The sequence below is a fragment of the uncultured Fretibacterium sp. genome (assembly GCF_963544685.1).
In the GTDB taxonomy this organism is placed as follows: Bacteria; Synergistota; Synergistia; order Synergistales; family Aminobacteriaceae; genus CAJPSE01.
This window is the reverse complement of record NZ_CAUUGJ010000109.1, coordinates 1-7,560: the sequence shown is the minus strand read 5'-3', so window position 1 is coordinate 7,560 and position 7,560 is coordinate 1. Positions and strand designations below refer to the sequence as shown.

Here is a 7,560-nt window from a genome sequence, read left to right as displayed (position 1 = left end):
CCGAGCCCCTGACGACGAAGCCACTGGAGAAGTCGGGGTGTGTTTCGTCGGACGCCCCCTCCCAGAAGAGGTAGCTGTACTCCCGGCCCTGTTTGTCGGTGAGGGTGCCGTCGGGCCGCGCGGTGACGTGCCACGCGCCGTCGGGGTCGGGCGCGGGGTAGGTGCAGGTCAGCCTGCCCTTGTAATCCAGCCGCACGTTCACATCCGTCTCAGCCTCCGGGTAGAGGTAGATGACGGGCTTGGCGGCCCACAGCTTCGAGTCCCAAACAAAAACTGGAGGCTTCGGAAAGGTTGCACCATAGAGAATAGGGCATTCGGAATGGATCTCGGGGAACATTTCTATTGGGGAAAAGCCGTAATCGTAGTTGTATCTGTACCGTAATCGTTTGTATCTCCCGAAAGCCCTGTCGGGCCACTGTGCGCGCCACATGCTCTCCTCTTGGGGGGCGGGATCATCGACGTAGAAGGAGGCCCTTTGAAAGTTCAACTCCAACGCAGGTGGCGGTGCCTCCGCCGCTTCCCTTTCGCTGGCGCTCGGGGATATCCTTGCGGAAGGGGAGCTCTCCCCGGAGGTGACCGAAACGGCCGGCATGCCGCATGTCCCGAGCATTACCGCCAACAGCGAAAGAATTGCAGGACGCAGAGGCAGGAATCTCCCGCTTTTTTCCTCCCCGCGAATTTGCCCTTGCCCGTTGTCCATCCCAGTCGGCCTCCCGCATTGAATAAACGACAAGCATCGTAATTCGTCCCTGTCAGCCTTGCTTCCTTCCGCCTCAAAACGTATTTTAGCAGGCGAACCCTCCGTCTCCAAGTTCACGGAGGAACATGCAAAAGGACCGGCCGAGGCAAAACCGGCCGGTCCTTTTGCATCCTCCGCGTTCCGAAGGCTTCGGTTTCGTGTCAGTGTCCCGCCATCTTCGGCAGGGTGTTGGCCCCCTGGGGCATCAGCCAGGTCTTCAGGGAGCCGCCGTGTTTGGCGTGGATCTTCTCCATGGCCTCCTCCACCGTACGGGAGGCGATGACGCCCGTACCCTCCAGCAGGGCGGGGTCCATTTTGGTCACGAGGTGGAAGTCGAACCTCTCCGCCGTCTCGCCGGTGCAGAACCCGACGTGTTTGGCGATGGTGAATTCGCGGCGCAGCTCCGACTCCCGGGCGTCGTTGTCCGGGAAGTCCAGGAGCATCTTCTGCACCTCCTCGTTTCCGTAGCCCTCCGTGCAGGCGCTGAGGACCAGCATCGCTCCGCCCGGCTTCAAGGCCTCCTGGGCGTTGAAGAACGTCTTGGACGTCTGGTAGAAGTTGATGTCCTTGGGGTAGCCGCAGGCGGAGGCGACGACGAGGTCGGCCTTCTCCGAAATCTCGACGGCGTCGACGCTGTCCACGATGTCCATCCCCTTTTGATAGGCCTGCCTCCAGTCGCCCGCGACGGCCCAGCCGATCTTTCCCGAGGCGTTCATGACGACGTTCAGAAGGAAGCTGGGGTTCAGCTTCCCGACGGCCTCCACCATGTCCAGATGGATGAGGTTGCCGTCGATGCTCCCCGTGCGGCAGACGGAATTCCGCCCCTTACCGGGGAGGGGGTTGAGCGCCAGGGCATGGTTGGCCATGACGGTCTCGTAGGAGGCGATGCCGGGCAGGATCCCCTTCTTTCCGCCGCCCCAGCCGGCCATGAAGTGATAGACGACTCCCCCCGTGACGATCACGTGGTCGCTGTCGGCGGCGCGCTTGTTGAAGCGAACGGGCGTTCCGCGGCTCGTGGCGCCGAAGTCCGTCATCGCGTCCGTGCGGCTGTTGTGGTCGTAGACCTTGCAGCGCCGGTAAAGGTCCTCGCCGACGATGGCCTTGTGCTCCTCAGGCGTCTGACTGCGGTGCGTTCCGGTGCCCGAGATGAAAAAAATGTCCTTGTCCGGCACCCCGATGGCGTTGAGCTCCTCCACCAGGATGGGCAGGTACAGGCTGGGATGCTGCCACAGGCGGGTGATATCGCAGGTGACGATGCAGACCTTCTCCCCGGGCCTGACGATATCCTTGAGCCTCGGGGCGCCGATCGGGTTCGCCAGGGCCTCCCGGACAGCCTCCTCCTCCGTAGGCGCGCAGGGGACCTCACGGCTGCGCAGGACCCCCAAGAGATCGGAATCGGGGATCTCCACCTCCACGACTTCCCTGTCGAACTTCATCTGATGCTTTCCCATATCTCTGGCTCCTCTCCATTATGAAAAGTCAAAAAAAACAGGGGAGGGGTATCCCGCTGCGGATCCGCCTCCCCTTCGAATTCTGCCTGCCGCCTGACGGCGTTTCGGTTGAAATCAACAAGGATACGCTCCGCGCTGCCCTTCCCCGGAACGGAGGATAAACATCACGTCTATAACGATCTCCGAAAGGACGAAAGAGGACACATGCTTCACGGCGGAACCGCTCCTTTTGGACTTGCCGGATTGAGCTTGTCGGAATAAATCGCACGACTATTCCGATAGGAATTGAGGGGTATGATACCAGCGAGTCCGGACCTTGTCAAACAGGACGCCCTCAATCGATGTCGTTTCGCTCCGACCGTGGGGGGCAGACCTCAGATCCGTTGCGACGCTTTCCGGATCAGAGGAATAGTGTGCGGTCGTTCTCCGCGACTGGCCGGGCCCGACTTGCGATAGAATGGAACGGGGATGAGCCCCCGCAATTGACGAGGAAGTGCCGTTGTGAGAAAATTCAGCCTATGGATCGTCGATCCCCTGAAGACCGCGCGTAGGGAGTGCCGGCGTAGGGGCGGAGCGTTACGGCTTTTGCCTCGACAACCGTATTGGGGCGATGAATGGGCGGGGGGCGGACAAAGCGGTTTCGGCGAAAGAGGTGCGAGGATGAAACTGGAACTGAGACAGCTGGGGGCGAGCACCTGGTACGTTCCCGGCCGGGTCAATGTCGGCTATTACGAGGAGGAGGGGCAGGGATACCTTATCGACTCCGGGTTGGACGACGACCAGGGGCGCAGGCTTCTGAACCTGCTCAAAGCGGAGCGCGGCGTGCCCCTGCGCGCGATCGTCAACACCCATTCGAACGCCGACCATGTGGGGGCCAACGCGTTCATCCAGAAGCGCACGGACTGCGAGGTCTGGGCAACCCGCATCGAGGCGGCGCTGACGGAGTGCACAATGCTGGAGCCCCTGTTTCTGTGGGGGGCGTTTCCATTCCCGCAGATTCGGGGCAAGTTCGTCGAGGCCAGGCCGTCCCGTGCGGGCTTCATCGAGAACGAGGGGCCCATCCGCGACACGCGGCTGGAGGCCGTTCCGCTGCCGGGGCATTTCCTGGACATGATCGGCGTGCGAACGCCGGACGACGTGTTGTTCCTGGCAGACTCGCTTTTCGACCCTGCGGTCCTGCGCCGATATCGATTCATGGTGATGCTGGACGTACGACGCGGCCATGAGACCCTGAACTGGATCGAGAACGAGCGGGCCGCGTGGTACGTGCCGTGCCACGCCCCGGCGTCGCAGGACGTCCGTGAGTTGGTAAGGCAGAACCGCGAGGCTCTGACATGGCTCACCGAGTCGGTCTGGACGGCGATCTCCGTCCCCGGGAGCCGGGAGGACGTGCTGGCCCGTATCGGCGGGGATGCCGCACTGGGCCTGGAGATGGATGCCGCTCACCTGCTTCTGAACCTGTGCAGCGTCGGGGCTCACCTGACGGCGCTGGCGGAGGCGGGCCGGGCCGAGCCCTACGTGGAGGGCGGCCGCCTGCTCTGGCGGCGGAGGGAACCCGCCGGATAGAAAAATTGGGGAGCTTCACGGTTCGTGATCGCGCTCGCGCACTTTTCAGCCTGCAAGCACCTCAACCCGGACGTGAACCCCCACCGGCTTTTCGCTCCGGCTCCCCACGGACAGCACGGCGCCGGGATCGGGCGACTCGATCAGCAGAAAGTCGCCACGCTTCAACGTATCGCTCCAGGAGCCTCCACCGATCGCTGCCGCCGTGCCGTCCTGCAGACAGTAGAACGCCTCGGCGGCTCCCAAGAGGGGCGTGTCTATCCGCGTCTTCCCGTCCGGGGAGCACAGGGCCGCCACGCTCCCCGTCCAGCCCTCCGCGGTCATCAGGTTGAAGTCGACGCACCGTCCGCGGCTCCTCGTCCGCCATGCCCCCTCGAACACATCCTGTTCGAAGGGAGCCAGATGGATCTCCCGGACCCCCTCGTGCGTCAGATGCACGTTCCCCTCCAGGATCATCAGGATGCGGCGAAATCCGGGCAGGGGGGTGAAGTCGGACGCGTCGAGGTCCACCCGGGCGCTGCTGATGCGCCACTCGAAGCGGCGCGAGGCGTAGTCCGCGCCCTTCGGTCCGATAGCCAGCTGCGTCGTCGTCCCGCCGGCCCAGGTTCCCGTCGGCTGGTCTTCCTTTCGAATCAGGCGTATTCTCACGATGCCCCTCCTTGAAAATCAAAGAGCCTCAGGCGCGTCTCCCGGTCCCGACGGGAGCCCCGCAGTCGGCCGGTCCGCCGCGGAGCATCTCCAGTCCGTGTTCGAGGGCGGGGAGGACGGCCTCCAGGTTTTCGATCGCCGCCTTGGGGCTGCCGGGCAGGTTCACGATCAAGGTCCCCCCGCGAATCCCCGCGGCGCCGCGCGAGAGCATCCCCCGCGGCGTCACCTTCAGGCTCGCCGCGCGCATGGCCTCCGGGATCCCCGGGACCATCCGCGTACAGGCCCGCTCGGTCGCCTCGGGCGTCACGTCGCGCGGGGAGAACCCCGTCCCTCCGGTCGTGAGGACGAGCGCGACATCCCGCTCGTCCGCGAGCCGGACGAGCGCCCGCTCGATCTCCCCGGGCTCGTCGGGGACGATCTCCCTGTGCACGATGTTGTACCCCCGCTCCTTCAGGAGCGCCTCGATCCTCGGGCCGCTTCCGTCGGCGCGCTCGCCGCGCGACCCCCTGTCGCTCACCGTCACTACCGCAGCCGTAAACATGCCGTTCCTCCTCCCGTCCCTGCAGCCGTCTCTCAAGGACAGCCATTTCTCGAGGGCAGCCGCCCCCCGACAAAGTCAAAAACTACCGCCGAAGCAGAAGGACGTCCTCGGGGTCGACCGAGACCGTGATCCTCTCGCCGGCCCTCGGCAGGGGGATCCCGGCCCCCGCCTCCATCCGCAGCGGGGCCGCGTCCGGCCCGCCCTCCTCGGGCTGGAGCAGCAGCGTCGTGCGGTCCAGGTCCTTGAGGACCCGTGCGACGAGGCAGGGGATCCGATTCCCGTCCCCCTCCGCCGTCGGACGGAGGCGGTGCGCGTGAATCCCGGCGAAGGCCGCCTCCTCGCCGACCGGTTCGGCGCAGGCAAGACGAACCCCCCAGTCGGGGACGAAAACTTCGCGCGGCCGGCCGCCTCGCTCCGCCGAGGCGAGGTTCCTGCAGCCGCACAGCCGCGCCGCCCTCAAAGTCCGGGGGGCGCCGAGAAAGTCGGAGACGGAGACGGGGGGATCGACCTCGCCGGTCTCCATCACGCACACCCGGCTGCAGTTTCGGACCACCTCGGAGCGGTCGTGCGAGACCCACAGGAGCGTCCCCGGAAAGAGCGAAAGCGTGTCGGCGAGCTCCAGCTCCAGCTGCCATTTCAGGTAGCTGTCGAGCGCCGAGAAGGGCTCGTCCAGAAGGATCGCCTCGGGTTCCGAGGCCAGGATGCGCGCCAGGGCCACGCGCTGCTGCTGTCCCCCGGAGAGCTGGGAGGGGTACTTGCGCTCGAGCCCCTTCAGGTGAAGCCGCTCGATGTACTCCATCGCGGCGTCGCGGCGTTTTTTCCGCGTCCCTCCCGCCCCTTCGCGAGGGACGCGGACGCCGACGGCGATGTTCTGCAGGGCGGTCATGTTGGGGAAGAGCGCGTATTGCTGGAACAGGTAGCCTACCCTGCGCTGCCGGGGGGGCAGGTCGACGCCGACACGGCTGTCGAACAGCACGCGGCCGTCCAGGACGATGCGCCCCTCGTCCGGGCGATCTATCCCCGCGACGCACCGCAGGGTCAGGCTTTTGCCGCAGCCGGAGGCTCCCAGAAGGGCCAATGCCTCGTTTCCGGCCTCGAAACGGGCGTTCAGGCGGAAATTTCCATAGTCCTTCTTGACGGACACGGACAGGCTCATCGCGCTTCCCCCTCCGGCCGGGCCGCTATCTCGCCCATGACCGTACCTCCCTGCGCCGCTCCAGAAGGTTCACGGCCATGAGCACCGCGAAGGAGATCCCGATGTTCACCCAGACCCATCGGAGGGCCATGGCGTCGTCGTTCGTCCGCCAGAGCTGGTACACGGTCGTGGAGATCGTTGCCGTCCTCCCCGGCGTGTAGCCCGCGATCATGCTGGTGGCCCCGTACTCGCCCAGTGCCCGCGCAAAGGAGAGCACCATCCCGGCAAGGAGCCCCTGCCTGCAGCAGGGCATCCGGATGCGCCAGAAGATGACGGTATCGGAGAGCCCGAGCGTCCGGCCCGCCTGAGCCAGGGTCTCGTCGAAGGACTCGAAGGCGCCGCGTGCGGTGCGGTACATCAGCGGAAAGGCTACGACCGTGGTGGCGAACACGGCCGACCACCAGTTCATGACCAGGCGGAGCGCGAAGTGCTCCAGCGCCCACGCGCCCAGGACCCGGCGCGGACCCAGAAGGCACAGCAGCAGATAGCCGACGACCGTGGGCGGCAGCACCATCGGAAGGGTCAGGACGACGTCCAGGGCTCCCTTGACGAGCCGGGGCAGGCGGGCGATGTAATACGCCGCCGCGATGCCCAGAAAAAAGGAGAGCGCCGTCGAGATCGCGGCGATGCGCAGAGAGTTGTACAGCGGAAACCAGTCCAAGACAATCCTCCCGGAGAGCGGCGACAACGGGCGGGATAGCGTCTCTACCCGCCCGTTTCAAATAAGGGTGCAACGACTCGCCATTCAAATTACGACTCCAGGTCGTCTTGTGGGCAAGGCGAGCAAGGACAACGAAGCATACAGGTGATTTGGAACCGTGATCAGCGGACGACGGTAAATCCGACCGCCTCGAAGACCTTCGCGCACTCCGGCGTCCGCAGGAACTCCAGGAACTTCTTCGCGGCCTCGGGATGCTTGCCGGACTTCATCACCGCGGCGGGGTAGACGACCGGCGTCTTGAGGGTCCCCTCGGGCGCCGGGGCGACGACGGTCAACCCCGCGGAGGCGGCGTCCGTCGCATAGATGACGCCGCAGTCCGCCGCGCCCTCCTGCACCTGCGTGGTGACCTCCTTGACGTTGCTCCCGAAGGTGATCTTCTTCTGCATCCCGTCCCAGAGCCCCATGTTGGTGAAGATCTCGCGCGAATACTGCCCGACGGGGACATCGTCGTTCCCCAGCGCCACCAGACGCACCGCATCCGTCCCCACGTCCTTGAAGTCCTTCACGCCGGCGGGGTTGCCCTTGGGGACGACCAGCACCACGCGGTTCTCCAGCAGGTTGACGCGCGTGCCCTCGAGGACGAAATCCAGCTTCTTCTCGTTCTTGTCGGACGCGATGTCCAGCTGGTTCATCTGCTTCTGCGATGCGGAGATGAAGATGTCGCAGACGGCCCCTTCCTCGATCTGGGTCTTGAGCGTCCCG

7 protein-coding genes and 1 pseudogene are annotated in these 7,560 nt (G+C 65.2%); 1 reads left to right on the top strand and 7 read right to left on the bottom strand.

The features are described 5' to 3' along the window. Both ABLA28_RS09475 and larA read right to left on the bottom strand, forming a co-directional pair. A pseudogene (locus tag ABLA28_RS09475) lies at positions 1 to 700 on the bottom strand (hypothetical protein); the annotation flags it as partial. 200 nt (positions 701 to 900) lie between these two features. After that, complete coding sequence (gene larA / locus ABLA28_RS09470; RefSeq protein WP_347713457.1) at positions 901 to 2,190, bottom strand: nickel-dependent lactate racemase; 1,290 nt, start codon at positions 2,188 to 2,190, stop codon at positions 901 to 903. 660 nt (positions 2,191 to 2,850) lie between these two features. Between larA and ABLA28_RS09465 the strand changes: the two genes are divergently transcribed. Then, on the top strand, positions 2,851 to 3,756 hold the full coding sequence (locus tag ABLA28_RS09465; protein WP_347713456.1) for an MBL fold metallo-hydrolase: 906 nt from the start codon (positions 2,851 to 2,853) through the stop codon (positions 3,754 to 3,756). Positions 3,757 to 3,801: 45 nt separating this feature from the next. Here ABLA28_RS09465 and ABLA28_RS09460 read toward each other — a convergent pair whose 3' ends face one another. The 5 genes from ABLA28_RS09460 to modA all read right to left on the bottom strand — a co-directional run. Beyond that, positions 3,802 to 4,401: a HutD family protein gene (locus ABLA28_RS09460; protein ID WP_347713455.1), complete on the bottom strand. Its 600-nt coding sequence runs from the start codon at positions 4,399 to 4,401 to the stop codon at positions 3,802 to 3,804. Between the two features lie 28 nt (positions 4,402 to 4,429). Further along, a complete protein-coding gene (locus tag ABLA28_RS09455; protein ID WP_347713454.1) occupies positions 4,430 to 4,942 on the bottom strand; it encodes a MogA/MoaB family molybdenum cofactor biosynthesis protein in 513 nt (170 codons plus the stop codon). An 82-nt stretch (positions 4,943 to 5,024) separates the two neighbouring features. Then, entirely contained in the window at positions 5,025 to 6,098 is a 1,074-nt protein-coding gene (locus ABLA28_RS09450; RefSeq protein WP_347713453.1) for an ATP-binding cassette domain-containing protein, read from the bottom strand. Between the two features lie 25 nt (positions 6,099 to 6,123). Continuing rightward, positions 6,124 to 6,798 carry a molybdate ABC transporter permease subunit gene (gene modB, locus ABLA28_RS09445; RefSeq protein WP_314716471.1) on the bottom strand — a complete coding sequence of 225 codons (675 nt, stop codon included), beginning with the start codon at positions 6,796 to 6,798 and terminating at the stop codon, positions 6,124 to 6,126. Between the two features lie 161 nt (positions 6,799 to 6,959). Further along, the coding region (modA, locus tag ABLA28_RS09440; protein WP_347713452.1) for a molybdate ABC transporter substrate-binding protein at positions 6,960 to 7,560 on the bottom strand (601 nt) is incomplete at its 5' end.